This window comes from Providencia sp. AGC89 (genome assembly GCF_053543535.1).
In genome coordinates this window covers 271006-290688 of sequence record NZ_JBIXLP010000007.1, presented here as the reverse complement: position 1 = coordinate 290688, position 19683 = coordinate 271006, and the positions used below count along the sequence as shown (strand labels likewise).

Genomic DNA, 19683 nt, shown 5'->3' with positions numbered 1-19683 from the left:
GATGATTGAAACCGCCTGCACAAAATTAACTTACAGGCGGGCTATGGCGAATTACTTATTGAGTGTTGTGACTAAGAGTTGATGCCGTTGATTATAAAACTTGGTATAAGTCATATAACCGGCCAAGATAGTTGAAAGGCTGGCGGTTCCCAGTAGCATAAATGTCACCATAATTTGGTATTTGACCGCTTGCAGTGGGTCAACGCCTGCAAAAATTAACCCCGACATCATGCCGGGAAGGCTAACAATTCCAACTGTTTTAGCTGAATCAACCGTGGGGATTAATGATGCGCGAATACTATCGCGGATTATGGAAGCAGAAGCCACTTTCGGTGTTGCTCCCAAGCTCAGCATTTCTTGGATTTGTTGCTGTTGGCTGGCAAAACGTTGACCAAGGTTATTAAAGCATAATCCTACGGCTATCATCGCATTCCCGGCTATCATGCCCGTTATAGGGATGACTTGCATAGGCGTAAATTCTATTGCGTTGGATAATATTAGGATAAGCAGCGTTAGGAATGTACCAGATGTAATCGCTATTAATGCCGTAACATAAACTTTATCAATATACTTACTTCTTTTTTTGGCATTCCACGCAGCATTAACGCAAATAAACATGACTAAGGCGATGGTGAGCAGTTTATGATCAACATTGAAGATGTATTTTAAGATATAACCCGCTATTAGTAGCTGGATGATAGCTCGACAGGTACTCCAAATTATATCTTTTTCTAGGGAAAGTTTTTCTTTATGGCTAATAAAAATAGCCACTAAAACTAACATGACCGAAAATGTTAGTGATTCATTGGAGATGGCTGGTTGGTGCACAGTAATATCCTATTATTCTTCATGATGAATGGGAAGGGTAATAACCTCATTGGTATGAGATATTTCATCTTGGTCATGGGTTACCCACAACACCCCGATTTTTTTATCAGTGGTAAGGTGGTGAATAAATTCATTTACTTTGATTTTATTTTCTTCATCAAGGGCACTGGTTATTTCATCTAATAGCAAAATTTGCGGTAAAAATTGTAAGTTACGGATAAGAGAAATACGTTGTTTTTCCCCACCAGAAAGCTCATTGATACCTTTTTCTAAAATAGTTTCATGCAGTGAGAAATAGTTTAAGTCACTTATTATCTTATCTTTATTGAAAGGTAACTTTCTTATTTGGTATGGAAATGCCAAATTATCATATACTGTTGTGCCAAATAAAGCAGGCGTTTGCGTACAGTATGAAACTTGTTGGCGATAGGTTTCTGGTAAAATAGTATTGATATCTTTTCCCTTGAAGGTGATCGAACCTTGAGTGGGGGAAATTAAAGATGCCACTATTTTTAATAAGGTGCTTTTTCCACAACCGGAAGGCCCTGTGATTAATTTGAAATCACCTGCTTGTAGGTTAATCTGCACATTATCGAGAATTGTTTTCCCATCAATGGTATAACCAATATCCTTCAATTGTAGCAGTAAATGGTTTTGTTCCATATTATCAATGACCTATTTAACTAAAATACGCAGTTTAACGCGAATGATACCCATTCCATTATTTTATCTGATGACAGTACATTTACGTTGTTCAATATCAATTTAGATATAACTAATATTATGCGCCAGTTATTGCTAAATTTATACTGTATTATGCAGATAGTGGTTAAAGGACTATCAATAGGGGACTATGATTGTTTTATAATCTGTCATTGTGCTATCGAAAAAATGGATTAAATACTCATGTTAATATAAACAAATAATCAGTTTGAATTTAATTGTGAACAAATGTTCTTAATCTTATTTTTCATTTCTAATAATATGAGAAGTGGCTCATTTTTATAAATTATAAATATAGATTTAAACCTGTAACACTATTATATTAGTAAAACTAAATATTAATTAACTCTCATCGAATATCATGGTGTTTCAGTTTCACCATCGTATTCATATTATATTTTTATTAAATATCACATCATGATGTTAAGGAATTATAATGAAAAAATTTAGTGGATATAACACCAACTTTTCTCTTGATGGTAAAGTGGCCGTGATCACAGGGGGAGCCGCAGGTATTGGGCTCGCCATTGCTCAGTTATATGCCGAGAAAGGGGCTAAAGTTGCCTTAGTTGATAAATCAGAAAAGGTTACTGAGGTAGCTAAAATGCTAGGAAATAGCTTAGGTATTCAATGTGATATCACAAATTCTGAGTCAGTTTCAGAAATGGTTCAACAGGTTTTACAGCATTATGGCTCATTGGATATTGCTGTAAATAGTGCGGGGATTGTGGCATTAGCTCCTGCGGAAGATTTAGCAGAGTCTGATTGGGACTTAACCATGAATGTGAACTTAAAAGGTACCTTTCTTGTTTGTCAGGCAGTTGGTAATATCATGATTAAACAAGGAAAAGGGAAGATAATTAATATGGCTTCCCAAGCAGGGGTCATTGCTTTAGATCAGCATGCCGCATATTGTGCCAGTAAAGCAGCGATCATTGGCTTAACTCAAGTATTAGCGCTGGAGTGGAGCCCTAAAGGGATACAAACTAATGCAATTTCTCCAACTATTGTGATGACGGAATTAGGTAAAAAAGCATGGGAAGGGGAGAAAGGTGATGAAATGAAAGAAAAAATTCCTGCTAGACGTTTTGCTGAACCATCAGAAATTGCGGCATGTGCGTTATTTTTAGCCAGTGATGCATCTGATATGATCACTGGACATAATTTAGTTATTGATGGTGGATATAGTATTCAATAATTATCTAATTAAAAATAAGCCAAATAATAATGTTATTATTTGGCTTGTAATAATAATTACAAAGTAGGATAACGAATTTTAATAAAACTTAGCTTTAATTATTTATCGGCCTGTAATAATGAAAGTGACATACTAATTAGCTTTTCAACAGTGAAACCAAAATAGTCAAATAACTGCTTAGCAGGTGCAGATTCGCCAAAGCTATTCATTCCCATTATTAACCCATCCAAGCCAACATATTTACGCCAGTAATCATCAATGCTAGCTTCAATGGCAATACGTTGACGAACATGATTAGGTAAAACCTGTTGTTTATATTCATCAGGTTGTTTATCAAAAGTATCAGTGGATGGCATTGATATAACATTGACGTTAAAACCCTGTGCGGTTAAAACCTGCCAGGCTTCAACCGCCAAGGTGACCTCAGAGCCCGTCGCAATTAACAATAACTCAGGTGATTGGCTATTACTTCGTAAAATATACCCCCCACGCTGGATACAGGTAAGTTGCTCAGAGGTACGTGAGTGCTGATGGAGATTTTGCCTTGAAAGGACTAAGGCCGTCGGCTTATTTTGTTGCAGTATGGCTTGTTGCCAAGCAACTGCGGTTTCTACTTGGCAACAGGGCCGCCATACGGAAAGGTTGGGAGTAGCCCGCAATGCGGCTAATTGTTCGACCGGTTGATGAGTCGGTCCATCTTCACCTAAGCCAATCGAATCATGGGTGTAAATCAGAATTTGCGGTAATTTCATTAAGGCGGCCATGCGTACCGCATTTTGAGCATATTCACAGAACATCAAAAAGGTTGCGGTGTAAGGGCGAAACCCTCCGTGTAATGCAATACCATTGGCAATGGCAGTCATGCCAAATTCCCGTACACCATAATGAATATAATTACCCGCAGGATATTCATTGATAGGTTTTGAGCCTGACCAGTAAGTCAGGTTACTCGGCGCTAAATCTGCCGAGCCACCCATTAGCTCAGGTAAAACAGGGCCGATAATATTGAGAACATTTTGTGAAGCCTGACGAGTGGCAATTTCTGCTGGGTTATTATTCAGGTGCTGAATGTACTCATTGATAACTGAACTAAATGATCCGGTAGGTTGGTTTGATAAGCGCTGGTTTAATTGAAGGGCTAATTCGGGATATTGCTTGGCATATTCCCGTAGAGCCTGTTCCCAACGTAATTGCTGTTCAGCACCACGCTCTATTGCATTCCATGGTTGGTAAATCTCTTCAGGGATTTCAAAAGGTGGGTACTCCCAGCCTAATTGTTGACGCGTTAATGCAATTTCATCGTTCCCAAGGGGAGCACCATGTGAACTCGCTGTTCCCGCTTTATTGGGGGAGCCATATCCGATAGTGGTACGACAAATAATCAATGTTGGTTTAGAGGTTTGTTGATGGGCTTGCTCAATCGCGGCTTTAATTGCAGGACGCGAATGCCCATCAATGGCTCTAATAACATGCCAACCATAGGATTCAAAGCGTTGTGCGGTATCATCGGTGAACCAGCCTTGTACATCACCATCGATAGAGATCTGGTTATCGTCATAAAAAGCAATCAGCTTATTGAGCTTAAGAGTCCCTGCTAAAGAGCAAACCTCATGGGAAATCCCTTCCATCAAGCAGCCATCACCGAGGAAAGTATAAGTAAAATGATCGACAACAGGGAAACCTGAGCGGTTAAAGGTAGCCGCTAGTGTTTTTTCCGCGATAGCCATTCCCACTGCATTTGCAATACCTTGTCCCAGAGGGCCTGTGGTGGTTTCAACTCCCGGTGTGTAGCCTAATTCAGGATGACCAGGTGTTTTTGAATGTAATTGTCTAAACTGCTTTAAGTCCTCGATAGAAACATCATAGCCCGTTAAATGAAGCAAACTGTATAGCAACATTGAGGCGTGGCCATTTGATAACACAAAACGGTCGCGATTAGGCCAGCAGGGGTCGGCTGGGTTATGTTGTAAGTAGTCTCTCCATAATACTTCAGCAATGTCTGCCATCCCCATAGGGGCACCTGGGTGACCCGAATTTGCCTGTTGTACAGCATCGATTGAAAGAAAGCGGATTGCATTTGCTAATTTATTTTGTGTTTGTGTGCACATAACAAAACTCCCAAATTAAAACTAACGTTCCCCATTTTCATATTCACTAATACGGGCTACTTTGGGTGCTGAACGTCCCCCTTCATAATGGGAAGCTAGCCATGTGTCGACGATTATTTTGGCTAATTCGGGGCCTATTACCCGTGCTCCGAAAGTGATAATTTGCGCGTCATTGCTTTTTTGTGCCCGCTCTGCTGAGTAAGTATCATGGCAAAGCGCTGCACGTATCCCCGCAACTTTATTGGCTACGATAGACATCCCAATACCCGTGCCACAAATTAAAATTCCGCGTTGATGTTTACCTTGTGTGATAGCGGTGGCGACGGCATGAGCAACGTCGGGGTACATTTCATCTTCAACCCCAGTCTTTAAGCAGTAATCTGTCACTTCAATATTTAGCTCTTTTAAATGAGCTTTAATTAAATCTTTCATTTCAAATGCAGCGTCATCAGCACCAATGGCAATAGATAGCATGATAGAGATCCTTATGATTGAACAAATGTTCATTAACTATTCAATTGTACTAAATAGAAAATAGGATCTTATGAACAAATAATCAATAGGTGAACATATGTTTTTATTTTTGGTATGCTTGATTCTGTGATCTAGGGCTTTAAATTACATTTTTTTTCGATAAATAGCGAAAAGTAGTCGTTTAAAAGCTATTTTATAAGAATATTTGCTCTAAATCACACTTTGACAATCTGGTTATGGGCAAGGATAAAGAAAAGAAGGTATGGTTAATTTGTATCTTCATTGAACTTATGTTCATTTTACAAACCGCCGAGGATAGAACTATGTGTGAACACTGTGATTCAAAAGCAACGATGAGCGCAGGCATCCCAGAAAAAATGCAAGCCGTGGTTGCTTATGCACCGAAAGATTACCGTTTAGAAACGGTGGATGTGCCAAAAATTAGTGAAGAAGAAATTCTAGTGCGTGTAGAAGCTTGCGGTATTTGTGCAGGTGATGTGAAAGCCTTCGAAGGTGCCCCAAGTTTTTGGGGGGATGATGAACAACCTGCGTATATTAAAGCGCCGATGATCCCAGGGCATGAGTTTATTGGTCATGTTGTTGGTTTTGGTTCAAAGGTAGAAGGTTTTGCATTAGGTGACCGTGTTATTTCCGAACAAATCGTCCCATGTTGGGAGTGCCGTTTTTGTAAACGTGGTGAATATTGGATGTGTGAAAAACATGACCTGTATGGCTTCCAAAAAAATGTGAATGGCGGTATGGCTCAATACATGAAATTCACTAAAGAAGCGATTAACTACCATGTTCCTGTTGATATGCCAATTGAAGATGCCATTTTGATTGAGCCTTATGCTTGCTCCTTACATGCAGTGCAGCGCGCCAATGTCAAATTGGGGGATGTGGTAGTACTTTCAGGCGCAGGAACATTAGGCTTAGGAATGATTGGTGCGATTAAAAAGTCTGGTGCTGGAAAACTGGTTGTTTTAGACCTCTTTGATAAACGCCTTGAACTAGCAAAAGAATTTGGCGCGGATATCGTATTGAATCCGAAACGTGATGATGTGGATAAAATCGTTAAAGACATGACGGAAGGCTACGGTTGCGATATCTACATTGAAGCGACAGGCGCACCAAAATCTGTAGAACAGGGGCTGAAAATGATCCGTAAACTTGGAACATTTGTCGAGTTCTCTGTATTTAAAGACCCAGTGACCGTTGATTGGAGCATTATTAGCGACCGTAAGGAACTGGACTTATTAGGTTCTCACCTAGGCCCATATTGCTACCCGTTAGTCATTGAAGGTATCGGTAATGGTGATTTCCCAACAAAAGGTGTCGTCACTGATATCTTACCATTAGAAAAATTCGCAGAAGGCTTTTCTATGATGGCGAAAGGTGACCCGCATATTAAAGTGGTCTTAGACCCGAACCTATAATGCTGTAGCCGGTTCAAATTAAACGCGAAATAAAAAATAACGATAAAAATTGGACCTGAATAAATGTCACCCTACCAAGGCTTGTTATTCAGGTCCTAACCCAGCGAACAAGCACTGAGGTTAACGATATGATAATCAATAAATTGTCTAAAGTAACGGGTTTTTCACCAAAGTTACTACTTGGCTATTTTGGCGTCCTTATCTTTATGATGGGGGAAGGGCTAGAACAAGGTTGGCTATCGCCTTTTATTATTAGCCGTGGAATGAGTATTGAAGAATCTTCATTACTTTTTAGTGTATATGGTTTTTTTGCAGCGGTTGCCGCATGGTTATCAGGGGTGCTTGCTGAGATTTATACGGCGCGTCGAGTGATGATTTTTGGCTTTGTGATGTTTGTGATTGGCTCGGTTATTTTCTTATCCGTCGGGCTGCCAAGCAATAGTTTATCTATCATGGTCCCAACTTATGCCTTACGCGGGTTTGGTTATCCAATGTTTGCTTATGGTTTTTTAGTTTGGGTAGCGTATGAAGCACCTATTAAAAAATTAGGTTCAGCCGTCGGAATTTTCTGGTTCGTTTATAGTGGCGGGCTAGGTGTATTAGGCGTGATGTATTCAAGTTATGCATTACCTATTCTCGGTGAAATGGCGACGTTATGGAGTGGGCTGATATTTGTCACTATTGGGGCATTTATAGCGATAGCGCTCAATCGTAATAAAGCGGGCGATGTACAAGACAAACCAAAAGAAAAAGTTTCGCTCAGCTATTTATTTAAAGGAATTACCATCGCATTTGAAAACCCTAAAATCGGTTTAGGGGGCATTGTAAGAACCATTAACACATCAGCGGCATATGGTTTTGTGATCTTCATGCCAATGTTTCTCGCTGACTTTGGTTTTTCTCGAACAGAATGGTTACATATCTATGCCGCACTTTGGACTGTCAATATTGCCTTTAACCTTATTTTTGGTGTTGTGAGTGACCGAATTGGTTGGCGCAATATTGTGATTTGGTTCGGTTGTGTCGGTTGTATGATTTGTACCCTAATGTTTTATTACGTACCGTACTATTTCGGTCACAGTTATACCCTGATGATGATTGCCGCCGGTTTGTTTGGCGCATGCTTGGCAGGATATGTGCCACTTTCAGCTATCATGCCAACGCTAGCTCCTGAAAACAAAGGTGCCGCAATGTCAGTACTTAACTTAGGTGCTGGGTTAAGTACCTTTGTTGGTCCAGCATTAGTAGGGATATTCATTAGTAGTGTTGGGGCATTGGGCGTGATTTGGATCTTCTCAGGGCTTTATTTATTTAGTGCGATACTGATGAAATTTATCACTGTACCGCAAGAACTGCTTGAACAGTCAGCAAAGATGCAGCTAACACCAGAAAATAAGTAAATTGAGGGAATTATGAATAGAATCATTAATGAACCTGATCTTGTTGTTGAAGATGCGATTCAAGGCTATTTGAAAGCGCACCCTGAATATTTTGCGCAAACGGAGAACGCTCGGGTTTTAAAATATCCACAAGCGCCAGTACCAGGAAAAGTAGGGATTGTCACCGGCGGGGGTTCTGGTCATGAACCTGCATTTTTAGGTTATGTTGGCGAAAATATGCTAGATGCGGTGGCGATTGGCGAAATTTTTTCCTCACCAACCGCAGGCGCATTCTTAGATGCCTTTAAAGCGGCTGACAGTGGCGCTGGTGTTGCTTGCTTATATGGCAACTATGCAGGCGATAACATGAACGTCAAAATGGCGATGAAAAAAGCTGAAAAAGCGGGCATGAAAATTAAAACGGTGGTGGCAACCGATGATGTTGCCTCAGCACCCGCCAGCGAAAAAGAAAAGCGTCGTGGTGTAGCCGGTGAAATTTTAATGTGGAAAGTTGGTGCCGCCGCCGCCAGTAAAGGTTATGACCTAGATGGCGTGATTGGCGCAGCACAAAAAGCTATTAATAACTGCCATTCTATTGGTGTCGGTCTAACGTCTTGCACCATTCCAGCGGTAGGGCATCCTAATTTTCATATTGAAGATGGCATGATGGAATTAGGCATTGGGCACCATGGTGAGCCGGGTATTGAAATCATGCCAATTCAATCTGCTGCACAAATGGCTCAAACAATGTTAACGCCAATCTTAGATGATATGCAGGCAAAACAAGGGGATGAAGTCGTGGTGCTAGTTTCTGGATTGGGCGCGACTCCCGTAATGGAGCTGTATATTTACTACGCAGAAGTTGAAAAACAATTGAGTGAGAAAGGTGTGCGCATTGTTCGCAATTACGTAGGTAATTACTTTACTTCATTAGAAATGATGGGCGTTACTCTAACCTTAATGAAGGTAGATGATGAATTAAAAACACTGATGGATGTACCTGCGTATTCATTAGGTTTAACTCAGGTTAAGTAAAGGAGCCAGTTATGCAAGTTATATCAACGGATTGTGGCAGTGAAGTAACCCTTGATTTAGTGAATATTATTGTGACAAATCGTGAATACCTGAGCGAAATTGATGGTGCTATTGGTGATGGTGACCATGGGATCAATATGGCAAAAGGTTTCAATTTATGTGCCAAGGCAATTGAAGGTCGTCAACTATCATTGAGTGAAGGGTTTGAAGAAATTTCAGATGCGTTGATGGAAGGTATTGGCGGGTCAATGGGGCCGTTGTATGGTAGCTTCTTTATGGGCATGTCTGACAGCATTTCAGGTAAAACAGAGCTAACGCAACAAGATTTTCTCGCCATGCTGCAAAATGGGTTATCTGAATTACAAGATATCAGCAGTGCCACTGTTGGTGATAAGTGTTTAATGGACACGTTGATCCCCGCGACCCAAGCATTCGAAGAAGCGACAACATCAGGTAAAAGCTTTAAACAAGCGCTTGACGCAATGCAAGAAGCTGCGATTGCAGGGCGTGATTCCACATTGGATTTAGTGGCAAAAATTGGTCGTGCAAGCCGTTTAGGTGAGCGTTCAAGAGGCGTGTTAGATGCGGGAGCAACCTCTTGCTGTCTCTTGTTATGTCAATTGGCTCAAAGTGTCGAAAAACAAGCTGCTCTAGCTAATGCCTGATTACCTAACCTAGTCATTATATGGATATATACGTCACCGTTGTTTAGGCGTATATATCCACTCTATTTTACAACTTACTTATTAATTGCCACTAGAAACGCTATACTAAAACCTTATTATCCTTGTTGCGATTAACACCAATAAAGAGGAAACCACTATCTTATGGATAGATCACAAACATCTTCCGATATCGAGCTACTCACTGAAATTGCGATAGCGTATTATCGTGATGAAATTACTCAGGAAGAGATCGCCAATAAGTTTGGTATATCGCGGATTAAGGTGGGGCGCCTATTAAAGCGTGCCAAAGAGGAAGGCATTGTTGAGATCAACGTACGCTATCATCCTATTTTTAGTACTCAGTTAGAGCAACAATTACTCTCTCGTTTTCCAATATCCCGTGCATTAATCGCATTAGACCATCCAGATGAAGAAGAGCAACGCTATCAAGTTGGAACGTTGGTTGCTAATTATCTATCAACCACATTACGCGACAATATGATTGTTACTGTAGGGCAAGGGCGCAATGTGGCGGTTGTGGCAGACAGCGGAGGAGCTGTACCTGAAAAAGATTGCCGTTTTATCTGTGGGATAGGCGGGACTCATCGCCCTGGTGATTCGATTAATGCAGACCATATCAGCCGCCGATTAGCGAAAAAATTTGGTGGAACCAGTGAAACCTTATATGCACCAGCCTATGTTGAAAATAACGAATTAAAGCAGTCATTCATGAAAAACGGCACCATCAAGGAAACCTTAGATCGCGCCCGTAAAGCGGATATAGCGTTGATTGGTATTGGTGACATGAATGAAGACAGCTATATGGTTAAGCTAGGTTGGTTTACGCCTCGTGAAATTGTTGATGCCAGCTTAAATCAAGGGGTTATTGGGGATATTGCGGGTTATGATTTTTTTAATGCACAAGGGCAACATGTAGACACTGTCATGAATGACCGGGTGATTGGTTTAAGTATTGATGAGCTAAGAAAAATCCCCTGTGTAATTGCGATTGCATCTGAGTCATCAAAAGCGATGGCGATCATGGGGGCCTTACGTACTGGGGCGATTGATATTATCGCCACTAGTGCCAGCAATGTGCGGACGATTTTAAAAATGTCCCAATAATGGACGACACCTATCTTAAATAAGCAATAACCCTGTTGGTGAGCCTATGGCACATGACAATCCTCCTAAGGGTGATTGATTTTGTCTTTTTTAAGCGGCATGGTGATGCTGTAAAAGCAAACCACCATGCCGAGAGCTACGTTGATAGCGAAACCGTGCTGTAAGCTATTTTTTATACAGCAAGGTCAACCGCCCAGTGATCATCAATAACAAAACAGCGGCACAGATTGCCATCAATACATTAAACCCTAGCCCCCAACTGATGGCCCATTTTAATTGTTCAAATGGTAATTGTTTTGGCATAGCCGCCAATGCATATTGCATAATGACCGAAACACTTGTCGCCCCCATCGCCGCGCCAATTTGTTGTAGTGTTGCGGTAAAACCTGATGCTTGGCCGACAAGCTCAGGGGTGACTTTTGCTAACACGAGATTTAACATTGGCGTCATAATCATGCCTTGTGTAAAGCCGATGAAGAATAATATTGGAGATAGCCATTCCACTGGGCTGTTTAATGAAAAAGCATACAATGCTATCAGGAGTAGCACATAACTTATTGCGTAGAATATGGCCCCCCAAAATATGACTCGGTCACCATAACGACGGGTCCAATATGGCGTTATAATTGATGAGATAACAAAACCAATACTTGAAGGAACAAATATTAAACCGGATAAAAACGGGGTTAAGCCCATGCCTTTTTGCAGTAGCAACGATAGCATCAAAGGGAAAGCAGATGATGTTGCGTACACGCTCATGACAACCAAAAGCCCAATGACAAAGTCACGATGGGTTAAAATGGATAGGGTAAATAACGGTGCTTTTCCTTGCTTTTCTAATCGTTTTTCTTGATAGACGAATAAGGTAAGAAGCATAATCCCACTAATGAGTAATACTGTGCCTATCGTTGACCATCCCCAGACGGGTAGCATGAGTAATGGAAATAATGCGCAACAAATACCGCTACTGGACAGGAATACACCATACCAATCTAAATTTACTTTCATTCGATGGCCTTCAAGTAGAAAACCCGATAAAAAAACAGCTACCGCACCAATGGGGAGGTTGACTAGAAAAATTGTCCGCCAGCCTAAGCCAAACAGGTCGAGTGTAATTAACCAACCCCCTAAAGCTTGCCCAGCAATAGCGGCCAATCCTAAACTCATTCCCAGATAGCCAAAGGCTTTTTTAGCTGTCTGCTCATTAAAATTAATGCGGATACTGGAATAGACTTGAGGGAACAATAAGGCAGCAGATAACCCTTGTAGAAACCGAGAAGTGACTAATAAAGATGCCGTTGGTGCTAAAGCGCAAAGTAGAGAGGTGATTGTAAACAGCGTCATTCCGACACGATATAAGCTTTTTTTGCCATAAATATCGCCCAATCGTCCCCCCGTGATCAGCAGCAGCCCAAATGCTAATTCATAGCCGACAATGATGAGTGTGATTTGTGTCAGATTGGCATTCAATGATTGCTGGATACTTACAATGGCTACATTGACAACAAACAAATCAAAAATTGTCACAAAACCTGCCAGTAATAAAACAAATAGCGCAATACTTTGGTGTCGGTTCATATTTTTCCCATTTAGACAGACAAATAAATGGGGACTATAATGAATGCATTATCCTGATACAATTTAACTAGTTATACTATTACTAAAAGCAATAGGCTATGAAAAATAGAGAACGTAACCGCCCTGAGTTAGCTGATTTTTTAAAGCAAAAACGTGAAAGTGTCTCTCCTGAATCAGTCGGTTTACCACGCACAACTCGCCGTCGAACGCCAGGATTGCGCCGAGAAGAAGTTGCCGCACTCGCTGGTGTTGGTTTGACGTGGTACACATGGCTTGAACAGGGCCGAGAGATAGGGGTTTCAACGCAATTTCTTGATAACCTGTCAAATGCACTTAATTTAAATACGGCTGAACGCCAGCATCTTTATCTACTTACGCATAACAGAGAGCCTATAGCGACTGGAAATACAGAACACTGTGTGCCTTCGGCAATTTCAAAAATGATCACTGATTTTCCAGATAACTATTTATGTTATGTGCTTAATTTGCATTGGGATGTACTGGCTTATAATTCACGTGCTGATGATTATTTTCATTTTTCCGAAGCTGAACCGTATTTATGTAATTTTCTTTATTTATTATTCACAGACCTTCGCTATCAAGAACGGTTTGCGGATTGGCCGTTAGTCGCTAAACAGTTACTCGCAAGTTTTCGTCGTGATTATGCTTTGACTAAAAATGACCCTAATATCAAAACATTAGTAAAAACGCTGGTGGGGCAATCTGCGCTATTTAATCAATTATGGAATAAGCATGAGATTTATCAGCCTTGTACTGGTGTCCGTGAATTGGTTTATCAAGGAAATTTAGAACATTATGACTACACATCACTGACGTTTGATATTGAAAAAGGGAATCGACTATTAGTTTATATTCCTAAATAAATCATATGCTTACTTATTTTTAATCTCTCGCCTTGACGAGTTGCAACTTGAATTATTTAGGAGTATGTTTTTAAAAAGAGTTCACATAATATAATAAATAACATTATGATTTTATGTAGAACTATGGGAGATGGCATTCCTCCTGTTACAAAACCGCCCATGTAGGGCTGATGATGCCTACGTTAACCTTTCCAAAAGATAGGGTACGTAGGTATTATGTGCCCTGAATTTAGGGCATGAATGATCTAATAGGAAACTTTCCTTTCATTTATCCCGCCAGACATTAAAGGAAGTTTCTATGTATGCCTCTTTATTTGCAATAGCGCTGGGTTCTGTTCTCGGTGGGTGGTTAAGGTGGTTTGTTAGCCTGAAACTTAATCACTTTTATCCCAATATTCCCCTTGGTACTGTTGTTGTCAACTTAGTGGGTGGCTTTGTTATTGGTTTTGCTATTTCTTATTTTGCCAACGCCAATATTAGCCCCGCCTATAAGTTATTTATTGTGACGGGCTTTTGTGGTGCATTCACCACTTTCTCCACATTTTCACTTGAAGTGGTCGTTTTAATTCAAGAGGGAAAATTTGGCTTTGCCATCAGCACCATTGCCATCCATGTTATTGGCGCGTTGGTCTTTACTTTGCTCGGTATGCTGTGTCATCACTGGTTAGCACAGGGGTAATATTAACCTTATAAACTGAACAAACCATTTTTTAATGGAATGATTCGTTATAAAAAAGAAGAAACTCAAGCGATGCATTATCGCCTGAGTTTCTGTTTTAATTATTTTCTAATAAATGATGAGCTGTGGCTTCATCGGTTACTAACCCTGTGACCCAACCGCCATTTAATACCGCTTGTATCGCGTGAGTTTTATGGGAACCCCCAGCAAAAGCAATAACAGGTTTATTCGGTGGTGCAAATAGAGGGACGCTGGTGTGTGTGTCATCTAACGCTGTCGATAGCCTTTCCCCATTGGCTTGAATAAAATGGCCTAATAGCTCAGCGGCTACGCCTTTCTCAAGTAACATTTCCAGTTGTTCATCGGTGACAAAGCCTTCCGAATTCAGCGGGCAGCCTTTTCCCACCTCACCAATACCAATAAAAGTTATGTCTGCATTTAAGGCTTTTTCTGTTACTTCCTTATACACACGGTGTTGGCACCACATGGCCTTATCTTCTGGGCTATCTGCATATAGCGGGGCAGGTAAGATATAATGGCGACATTGCAGCTTTTCTGCAAAACGCAGTGGAATATCATAACGTGTTGCCGAACTGTCCCGAGCGATAGCACCAATCAATGAAACACATTGATGTTGCGGGGTTTCTAGGTAAGGAAGGGCATCAATAATACTTCGTAATGTTCGGCCTGAACCAATACCGATCACTTGGGGGTTGTCTTGTTCGATTAATTGTTCCATTAATTCAGCGCCAGCCACTGAAATCATATCGAGGGTTGAGCCTGTATCAAGCTGGCCTGATGGAACCACACAACAATGTGTTAGTTGGTATTTCTGTTGAATTTCATTGGCGAGTTTAAGGCACTCAGTAATTGGGTGAGTGATCTGAACATGGACCATGCCTTGTTCTTTGGCTAGTGAAATAAGGCGTTGTGCTACTTGTCGTGATAAACCAAGTTCATGAGCAATTTCTTGTTGAGTTTTGCCTGCCACAAAATATAACCATGCTGCACGCGCTGCTTGCTCCATTTTTTTTAATTCTTTCTGCATGGACTGTCTCCTGCTTTTTTACGATATTGTAATTCTGGGCAATTGCTTATTAAAAGGGCAAAAGTCAATATTGTGAGCATTATCGCAGTAATTGTGATCAAGTTGAAACTAAAATATAACAAACGGGCATATGCCCAAACTTGTAGCAAATATTTATTCTAAGTTAAGGGGTCACAATGTTAAAGCAAAAATCAGTGTGGATGCACATCGGTGCTGGGTCATTTCATCGTGCTCATCAAGCTTGGTACTTACACCGCTTAATTCAACAAGGTGATGATAGTTGGTCAATCGCATTAGGGAATATCCGCAATGATGCTAATACATTGCTTGATAACTTAGCTAAACAAAATGGAGAATACACACTCGAAACGGTGTCCCCTGAAGGGGAACGTCAGTACGAAAAAATTACCTCGGTGCGTAAAATACTTCATTGGGACTCTAATTTAAGCCAACTCGTTGAACAAGGTTGTGATAAAGCGACTCGAGTGATCGCATTTACCGTAACAGAAGCAGGTTATTATTTGACTCCACAGCATGAGCTGGATGCTGAGCAACCAGATATCAAGGCTGATTTGGCAGGCGCAATGTGTACTATTTATGGTGCATTGACCCATATTTTACGGGCACGCTTAGCCGCACATGGTGAGCCGGTAACCTTATTAAACTGTGATAATTTACGTCATAACGGTGAGCGTTTCAGGCATGGTTTTTTATCTTTTTTACAATTAAAAGGTGAAACAGAATTATATCAGTGGGTAAAAGAAAGCACTCGCTCACCAAATACCATGGTAGATAGGATCACACCTCGGCCAACACCAGATGTGGCTGAACGTGTAAAACAACATACAGGCTGGGATGATAAAGCTCCGGTAATGGGGGAAGCATTCATTCAGTGGGTAATTGAAGATGACTTTATTAATGGGCGTCCAGCACTAGAAAATGTCGATGTTGAAATGGTGGATTCAGTATTACCGTGGGAAGAAGCCAAAATCCGTATTTTGAATGCAAGCCATAGCTGTATTGCTTGGGCGGGAACACTCATTGGTTTGAATTTTATTGATGATAGCACCCGTGAAGCGGCTATTAAACAGATGGCTTGGAACTATGTAACGCAAGATGTCATCCCTTCGTTATCACCAAGCCCGCTAGATCTTGAGCAATACCGCGATGTCGTTTTAGCTCGTTTTAGTAATCCTTACATAAAAGATACTAATCAGCGAGTTGCCGCTGATGGTTTATCAAAAATTCCAGGCTTTATCACTCCAACACTACAAGAATGCTATCAACGAGGCCAAGTTCCTGCAGCAACAGCAGTACTTCCCGCACTATTTTTTGTCTTTTTACAGCGTTGGGCACAAGGCAAATTACCGTATGAATACCAAGATGGCGTGCTTGATGCTGCATATTATCTACCCTTGATGAATGCCAGTGATGCATTGGAAAAATTCGTTTCCAGTGAAATGCTATTTAGCACATTAGCGCATTCAACGCAGTTTCATGAATTAATGAAAAATACAGTGGCAGATGTTGAACGCTGGTTGAAATCACCACATCAACCTCTGTAAGGAGAAAGTCGATGTACCTTGGAATAGACCTCGGCACTTCAGAATTGAAGGCAGTTTTAATTAATGGGCAGGGAGAAATTGTCTCCTCTAGCCATATGGCATTAACCGTGCAAAGGCCCCACCCTCAGTGGGCGGAACAATCGCCAGATAGCTGGTGGGAAGCGACTAATTCGGTGGTAGCCACACTTCGTCAAAAAGCACCAGAAGCATGGGCAGCAGTAAAAGCGATAGGTTTATCTGGGCAAATGCATGGTGCGGTATTACTTGATAATCATCATCAAGTGCTACGGGATTGTATTTTATGGAACGACACCCGAAGCGCGAATGAATGTGAATGGCTGATGGAAAACCACCCCGAGTTTTTGACAATAGGTGCCAACCTTGTCATGCCCGGTTTCACTGCGCCTAAATTATTATGGGTAGCACGTAATGAACCTGAGGTATTTAATCAAGTTGCTAAGGTATTGCTACCAAAGGACTATTTGCGCTGGAAAATGACTGAACAGTTTATCAGTGATATGTCAGATGCTTCAGGAACCCTATGGCTCGATGTCGCAAAGCGTGATTGGTCTGATAAATTATTGGCTGCAACAAATTTAACTCGCGAACATATGCCTACTTTAGTGGAAGGTGCAGAGAAAAGCAGTGTACTTCGTGCAGATTTAGCTTCCCAATGGGGGCTCAGTGCAGATGTTATTGTGGCGGGAGGCGGTGGGGATAACGCCGCCTCCGCTGTGGGGGTTGGTGCCGTTAATGAAGGGGATGCATTAATCTCTCTTGGCACGTCAGGTGTCATTTTTGTCGTGAACAATCAATTGCAGGCGGCACCACATCAAGGCGTGCATGCATTTGCTCATGCTTTACCAGACCGTTGGCATCAAATGAGTGTGATGCTAAGCGCCGCCAACTGTTTACGTTGGCTTTGCCAGTTGTTGTCTACAACGGAAAACCAATTGATGGATGAAGTAGGCCAATTGACTGAACAGCAAAAAAAACAATCTCCCGTGTTTTTACCTTACCTTTCTGGGGAACGAACTCCGCATAATGATCCTTACGCAATGGGGTCTTTTTTCGCCTTAAGGAATGAAACAACACGTGCTCAGCTTGGTTATGCGGTGATAGAAGGAGTGACGTTTGCCCTTGCAGATGGCATGAAAGTTCTAACTGAAACGGGCACACAAATTAGCCGTTGTAGTTTAACTGGCGGGGGAGCTCGTAGCCCTGTCTGGGCACAATTAATTGCCGATGTGATTGATATACCGATTGTTACACACCCTGCAAGTTCATCCGGTGCGTTAGGTGCAGCACGCCTAGCGTGGCTGGCGGATGGCGGAGATACCGAAACAGTATGCCAAAAACCTGATGTGTTAGACACTTATTCACCGCAAGAACAATACCAAACTTGGTTACATCAACGGCTTGATGTATTCCGTTTATTGTACCAACAGCAAAAACAAGCAAGGGAATTACTGCCACAGTAAGTCAGTATGGCGGTGTTCCCTACACACCGCCATTACTGTTAACTCTTCGCGATTGATTAAAATAACAAAATGACAATGAGGAAACTGCAATGGAACAGAAGCAGTATTGGCTTGGTTTACCTAAGCATTTGTTCTGGGGGTTCATCGCTATCGCTATTTTTATGAGTGGTGATGGTTTTGAAATGGCTTTTTTATCCAAACATATTACTGACTTAGGTTTTACACCGACGCAATCTGCTATGGTATTTACGGTATATGGCTTAATGGCAGCGGTTGCCGCATGGGCATCGGGTGTGGTGGCTGAAATTATTACTCCACTTAAAGCGATGATGATTGGGTTTATTCTGTGGATAGTGATGCATGCCTTATTTATGGCTTTTGGTTTAGGCCTGAAAAGCTATACTCTAATGTTATTATTTTACGGTATTCGTGGGTTGGCTTACCCGCTATTTATTTACTCATTTATGATGATGTTAGTACAGGTGATCCCCCGAGCTCACCTTGCTGCCGCAACTGGGTGGTTTTGGGCGATGTATTCTGTTGGGATAGGCGTAATTGGTAGCTATTTACCTAGTTTTTCTATTCCAATGATAGGGGAAACCGGCACATTATGGATGGCAATCGGCTGGGTCGCAGTTGGTGGTGCGATTGCTTATTTTAGCTTACGCCATGTTCCAGTAGACCGTTCAAAAGTAAACTTACCCATGAAGGATAAAATGGCGGAATTGTCGCGTGCTGCGACCATTTTATTCACCAATAAAGATATCTTTATGGCCAGTTTGATTCGCATCATTAACACGATTTCTCTGTTTGGTTTTGCGATCATCATGCCATTGCTATTTGTTGACCGCTTAGGGTTTACCATCTCAGAATGGTTACAAATTTGGGCCGTGTTCTTCTTTGTGACTATTTTTACTAATATTTTCTGGGGGATTGTTGGGGAGCATATAGGTTGGATACGCCAAGTCAGGTGGTTTGGCTGTTTAGGCATGGCTATCTCAAGCCTGATGTTTTACTACTTACCGGTCTATTTTGGGCATAACTTTGCGATTGCTTTAATACCTGCCATTTTATTAGGGATTTTTGTCGCTGCCTTTGTACCTATGACTGCGGTTTTCCCAAGTATTGAGCCTAACCATAAAGGCGCAGCGGTTTCTATTTATAATCTTTCGGCTGGGTTAAGTAACTTTGCTGCGCCTGCGATCGCCAGTTTGGTCTTACCTTTCTTTGATATTGTTGGCGTGGTTTGGGCGTATACAGGGTTGTATATTTTTGCAGGTGTTCTGACATTCTTTATTAAAGTCCCACAACCGGGTTTTGAAAATAATCGTAAGGTAAAAACCACTAAGTCTGTAGTAGAGCAGCAAACGAGTAATTAACTTATTTTATTAAACTCAAATCGAGCCCTATGGCCATATTATGGTTATAGGGCTTTTCTCATTTAGAGAGTAAATAAGGTATTAGAAAAGGCAAAAAA

Annotated in this window: 17 protein-coding genes and 1 riboswitch; of the genes, 11 read left to right on the top strand and 6 right to left on the bottom strand. The window is 41.3% G+C overall.

Annotated elements, in window-relative coordinates:
• Positions 1–51: 51 nt before the first annotated feature.
• Both fetB and fetA read right to left on the bottom strand, forming a co-directional pair.
• Positions 52–828 carry an iron efflux ABC transporter permease subunit FetB gene (fetB, locus tag ACIPUA_RS04055; protein WP_042844124.1) on the bottom strand — a complete coding sequence of 259 codons (777 nt, stop codon included), beginning with the start codon at positions 826–828 and terminating at the stop codon, positions 52–54.
• Positions 829–840: 12 nt separating this feature from the next.
• On the bottom strand, positions 841–1491 hold the full coding sequence (gene fetA / locus ACIPUA_RS04050; RefSeq protein WP_042844123.1) for an iron efflux ABC transporter ATP-binding subunit FetA: 651 nt from the start codon (positions 1489–1491) through the stop codon (positions 841–843).
• Positions 1492–1984: 493 nt separating this feature from the next.
• Here fetA and ACIPUA_RS04045 point away from each other — a divergent pair, with 493 nt between their 5' ends.
• Positions 1985–2749 (top strand): SDR family oxidoreductase, encoded by a 765-nt coding sequence (locus ACIPUA_RS04045; RefSeq protein ID WP_410054824.1) that lies wholly within the window; start codon positions 1985–1987, stop codon positions 2747–2749.
• 98 nt (positions 2750–2847) lie between these two features.
• On the opposite strand, the gene tkt is transcribed toward ACIPUA_RS04045, so the two are convergent.
• Positions 2848–4857: a transketolase gene (gene tkt, locus ACIPUA_RS04040; protein ID WP_449059298.1), complete on the bottom strand. Its 2010-nt coding sequence runs from the start codon at positions 4855–4857 to the stop codon at positions 2848–2850.
• A 21-nt stretch (positions 4858–4878) separates the two neighbouring features.
• Positions 4879–5331 (bottom strand): ribose 5-phosphate isomerase B, encoded by a 453-nt coding sequence (rpiB, locus tag ACIPUA_RS04035; RefSeq protein WP_042844119.1) that lies wholly within the window; start codon positions 5329–5331, stop codon positions 4879–4881.
• Between the two features lie 323 nt (positions 5332–5654).
• Between rpiB and ACIPUA_RS04030 the strand changes: the two genes are divergently transcribed.
• The 5 genes from ACIPUA_RS04030 (at position 5655) to ACIPUA_RS04010 (ending at position 10971) form a co-directional block, all read left to right on the top strand.
• Positions 5655–6767 carry an MDR/zinc-dependent alcohol dehydrogenase-like family protein gene (locus ACIPUA_RS04030; RefSeq protein WP_042844118.1) on the top strand — a complete coding sequence of 371 codons (1113 nt, stop codon included), beginning with the start codon at positions 5655–5657 and terminating at the stop codon, positions 6765–6767.
• Positions 6768–6895: 128 nt separating this feature from the next.
• A complete protein-coding gene (locus ACIPUA_RS04025) occupies positions 6896–8167 on the top strand; it encodes an MFS transporter (protein ID WP_042844117.1) in 1272 nt (423 codons plus the stop codon).
• A gap of 12 nt (positions 8168–8179) precedes the next feature.
• On the top strand, positions 8180–9181 hold the full coding sequence (locus ACIPUA_RS04020) for a dihydroxyacetone kinase subunit DhaK (RefSeq protein WP_042844116.1): 1002 nt from the start codon (positions 8180–8182) through the stop codon (positions 9179–9181).
• Between the two features lie 11 nt (positions 9182–9192).
• The gene (dhaL, locus tag ACIPUA_RS04015; protein WP_042844115.1) at positions 9193–9846 is read left to right on the top strand and encodes a dihydroxyacetone kinase subunit DhaL; all 654 of its coding nucleotides are present in this window, start codon (positions 9193–9195) and stop codon (positions 9844–9846) included.
• 162 nt (positions 9847–10008) lie between these two features.
• Positions 10009–10971: a sugar-binding transcriptional regulator gene (locus ACIPUA_RS04010; RefSeq protein ID WP_042844114.1), complete on the top strand. Its 963-nt coding sequence runs from the start codon at positions 10009–10011 to the stop codon at positions 10969–10971.
• A 165-nt stretch (positions 10972–11136) separates the two neighbouring features.
• Here the strand turns inward: ACIPUA_RS04010 and ACIPUA_RS04005 are convergent, their stop codons facing one another.
• Positions 11137–12549, bottom strand: a complete 1413-nt coding sequence (locus tag ACIPUA_RS04005; RefSeq protein ID WP_071548013.1) for an MFS transporter — start codon at positions 12547–12549, stop codon at positions 11137–11139.
• 98 nt (positions 12550–12647) lie between these two features.
• Between ACIPUA_RS04005 and ACIPUA_RS04000 the strand changes: the two genes are divergently transcribed.
• Positions 12648–13433 (top strand): helix-turn-helix transcriptional regulator, encoded by a 786-nt coding sequence (locus ACIPUA_RS04000; protein WP_042844111.1) that lies wholly within the window; start codon positions 12648–12650, stop codon positions 13431–13433.
• Between the two features lie 117 nt (positions 13434–13550).
• Positions 13551–13620: riboswitch (Fluoride riboswitch) on the top strand.
• A 111-nt stretch (positions 13621–13731) separates the two neighbouring features.
• Positions 13732–14112 (top strand): fluoride efflux transporter CrcB, encoded by a 381-nt coding sequence (crcB, locus tag ACIPUA_RS03995; RefSeq protein WP_042844110.1) that lies wholly within the window; start codon positions 13732–13734, stop codon positions 14110–14112.
• A gap of 97 nt (positions 14113–14209) precedes the next feature.
• Here crcB and ACIPUA_RS03990 read toward each other — a convergent pair whose 3' ends face one another.
• Complete coding sequence (locus ACIPUA_RS03990; protein WP_042844108.1) at positions 14210–15160, bottom strand: sugar-binding transcriptional regulator; 951 nt, start codon at positions 15158–15160, stop codon at positions 14210–14212.
• Positions 15161–15336: 176 nt separating this feature from the next.
• Between ACIPUA_RS03990 and dalD the strand changes: the two genes are divergently transcribed.
• The 3 genes from dalD (at position 15337) to ACIPUA_RS03975 (ending at position 19585) form a co-directional block, all read left to right on the top strand.
• Entirely contained in the window at positions 15337–16725 is a 1389-nt protein-coding gene (gene dalD, locus ACIPUA_RS03985; protein ID WP_048606977.1) for a D-arabinitol 4-dehydrogenase, read from the top strand.
• 11 nt (positions 16726–16736) lie between these two features.
• Positions 16737–18206 (top strand): xylulokinase, encoded by a 1470-nt coding sequence (gene xylB / locus ACIPUA_RS03980; RefSeq protein WP_449059297.1) that lies wholly within the window; start codon positions 16737–16739, stop codon positions 18204–18206.
• A gap of 89 nt (positions 18207–18295) precedes the next feature.
• On the top strand, positions 18296–19585 hold the full coding sequence (locus tag ACIPUA_RS03975) for an MFS transporter (protein ID WP_042844105.1): 1290 nt from the start codon (positions 18296–18298) through the stop codon (positions 19583–19585).
• The last annotated feature ends 98 nt before the right edge of the window (positions 19586–19683 follow it).

What these genes read in the sequence shown, in the direction of transcription:
- fetA (WP_042844123.1), bottom strand. Translation starts at nt 1,491, where the DNA reads ATGGAACAAAACCATTTACTGCTACAATTGAAGGATATTGGTTATACC.
- tkt (WP_449059298.1), bottom strand. Translation starts at nt 4,857, where the DNA reads ATGTGCACACAAACACAAAATAAATTAGCAAATGCAATCCGCTTTCTT.
- rpiB (WP_042844119.1), bottom strand. Translation starts at nt 5,331, where the DNA reads ATGCTATCTATTGCCATTGGTGCTGATGACGCTGCATTTGAAATGAAA.
- ACIPUA_RS04030 (WP_042844118.1), top strand. Translation starts at nt 5,655, where the DNA reads ATGTGTGAACACTGTGATTCAAAAGCAACGATGAGCGCAGGCATCCCA.
- ACIPUA_RS04025 (WP_042844117.1), top strand. Translation starts at nt 6,896, where the DNA reads ATGATAATCAATAAATTGTCTAAAGTAACGGGTTTTTCACCAAAGTTA.
- ACIPUA_RS04020 (WP_042844116.1), top strand. Translation starts at nt 8,180, where the DNA reads ATGAATAGAATCATTAATGAACCTGATCTTGTTGTTGAAGATGCGATT.
- dhaL (WP_042844115.1), top strand. Translation starts at nt 9,193, where the DNA reads ATGCAAGTTATATCAACGGATTGTGGCAGTGAAGTAACCCTTGATTTA.
- ACIPUA_RS04010 (WP_042844114.1), top strand. Translation starts at nt 10,009, where the DNA reads ATGGATAGATCACAAACATCTTCCGATATCGAGCTACTCACTGAAATT.
- ACIPUA_RS04005 (WP_071548013.1), bottom strand. Translation starts at nt 12,549, where the DNA reads ATGAACCGACACCAAAGTATTGCGCTATTTGTTTTATTACTGGCAGGT.
- ACIPUA_RS04000 (WP_042844111.1), top strand. Translation starts at nt 12,648, where the DNA reads ATGAAAAATAGAGAACGTAACCGCCCTGAGTTAGCTGATTTTTTAAAG.
- crcB (WP_042844110.1), top strand. Translation starts at nt 13,732, where the DNA reads ATGTATGCCTCTTTATTTGCAATAGCGCTGGGTTCTGTTCTCGGTGGG.
- ACIPUA_RS03990 (WP_042844108.1), bottom strand. Translation starts at nt 15,160, where the DNA reads ATGCAGAAAGAATTAAAAAAAATGGAGCAAGCAGCGCGTGCAGCATGG.
- dalD (WP_048606977.1), top strand. Translation starts at nt 15,337, where the DNA reads ATGTTAAAGCAAAAATCAGTGTGGATGCACATCGGTGCTGGGTCATTT.
- xylB (WP_449059297.1), top strand. Translation starts at nt 16,737, where the DNA reads ATGTACCTTGGAATAGACCTCGGCACTTCAGAATTGAAGGCAGTTTTA.
- ACIPUA_RS03975 (WP_042844105.1), top strand. Translation starts at nt 18,296, where the DNA reads ATGGAACAGAAGCAGTATTGGCTTGGTTTACCTAAGCATTTGTTCTGG.